Source organism: Mesorhizobium sp. M7A.F.Ca.US.014.04.1.1 (assembly GCF_003998745.1).
Taxonomy (GTDB): Bacteria; Pseudomonadota; Alphaproteobacteria; order Rhizobiales; family Rhizobiaceae; genus Mesorhizobium; species Mesorhizobium ciceri.
Map to the genome: position 1 here is coordinate 1 of NZ_RZRW01000861.1, position 1,752 is coordinate 1,752.

A 1,752-nucleotide genomic window follows, 5' to 3' on the forward strand; every position below is an offset into this window, starting at 1 on the left:
GCCGTGACGATCGCCTCGAATACCGCCTTGGTATCCTGCACGCTCAAAGCCCGAAGCAGCGAATCGAGATTGTCACGCAGTCTGTCACCGCCCATTTCGGCGGCGCATATCAGAGGCCCTGCCAGAAGGATGATTCCGAGATTGGTATTGGTTGCGACCGCCAGTCGTGTCGCGCGCACCGCCTCCAGCATCCGCTGCCCGACCGGCAGACGAGGATCGGTCAGCGGCCCGGAGGAAACCTCCGCACTTGTCATGAACTGGGCGGCGGACATGCCGTGTCCGTCGGCGAACAGATGGACGTTGCCCGGCTTTAGGGCTTCGATCTCCATCCTGCAGGCATTCTTATAGCTGGCCCGGAGGCGTTCACGCGAAAGCACCACCTTGCCCGCCCTCACGAATTCGCAGGCGCGGCAAAACGGTAGGGCCGCGGTGCGGCGGCCGCCTCGGCGCGGTCGGCCAGAAGTTTCAGCAAGGCATCGGCGATTGCTTCGGCGATGTTCACGGCGACCACCGACTGCAATCCCGACCATGCGGGCATGCTGTTCACTTCGAGTATGAACAGATTGCCGTCGTCAGCCCGCACGATGTCCACGCCGGCAAAATCCGCGCCGACCGCGGCTGACGCAGCGACGGCCAGCGATGCCAGTTCCGCCTTGCCATGTTCGGAAACCTGTTCCGGCACGCCACCCCGGTTGACGTTCGTGATCCAGTCGTCGCTGATGCGGCTCATCATCGCCACGGTCTCTCCGGCGCAGACAAACACGCGGAAATCCCGGAAAGGCGGACCGGCACGCGACACATATTGCTGAAGGTAGTAGACGCTGTTCACCTCTTCTGCGGCCGGCAGGTCCGAGAACGTGCGGATCAGCTTTATGCCGCGGCCTTGCGCCCCGAACAATGGTTTCAGCACCAGCGGTCCCCGCGGAAGCTCTTGCGCCGCGACCTCCTCGGCGACGGCAAGTCCTTCTACGGCAAAGGTGCGTGGCGTAGGCAGGCCGGCATTTTTCAGGAGGAATGTCGTCATCGACTTGTCGACGCAGCGCTCGATCGCCTGCGCGGAATTCCATACGGGAACCGACAGTCTGCTTAACGCGTGCAGCACCCCGAGGCGCCGGGTAACCGCTTCGAACGATCCGGCGGCGATCGAACGGACGAGCACGGCGTCGGGCAGCGTGCCGCCGAAGCCGGGGATCGCAAGTCCGCTCGGGCTGCTGGTATCGAATGCGATCGCCGCCAGCGGCACGGCTGTAACGGCGGCGCCCCCCCGACCAAGTCCTGCCGCCAGGCCGTTGGAGCCGGTGTCCACTTTGTCGCTGACGATCAGGATGCGAGGGATCATGTGGCCTCTCGGGTGCGGGAATGTCGGCGGCGCGAGCGATTCCAGGCCCTCATGGCAGCGTCCGCGGCAGGGCTGCACGGAAGGCAGTCGCCGGGCGGGCGAATGACAGACGAATCCCTTTGCACCGCCATGCCCTAGCCGAGACTCCGTTCGAGCATCTTCAGATCACGCCGACCGGCGCGAAAAGTATCGCCGGTTTCGATCGCTGTCACGATCACTTCAGCCGGGCTGAACAGCAACGGGTCGATGGCATAGAAATCGCCCTTGAACCGCGTGAATATCTCGGCGAAGGGTTGGCCGTAGTCCCGTGAGGCGCTGCTGGGAAGTTTTTCCGCGAGTTTGCCAGCCTCCTTCGCCGATCCTTTGACGAAGAGCTGGACGCTGCCGCCATAGATGATGGCATCGTTGGTTCA

2 protein-coding genes and 1 pseudogene are annotated in these 1,752 nt (G+C 63.7%); all 3 read right to left on the minus strand.

What is annotated here, in order from left to right; translation table 11 throughout:
* A partial coding sequence (locus EOA22_RS32420) for a triphosphoribosyl-dephospho-CoA synthase (protein ID WP_245478741.1) occupies positions 1 to 329 on the minus strand: 329 nt, incomplete at its 3' end.
* Between the two features lie 62 nt (positions 330 to 391).
* Positions 392 to 1,243 carry a RimK family alpha-L-glutamate ligase gene (locus tag EOA22_RS32425; protein WP_224619548.1) on the minus strand — a complete coding sequence of 284 codons (852 nt, stop codon included), beginning with the start codon at positions 1,241 to 1,243 and terminating at the stop codon, positions 392 to 394.
* A 230-nt stretch (positions 1,244 to 1,473) separates the two neighbouring features.
* A pseudogene (locus tag EOA22_RS32430) lies at positions 1,474 to 1,752 on the minus strand (methenyltetrahydromethanopterin cyclohydrolase); the annotation flags it as partial.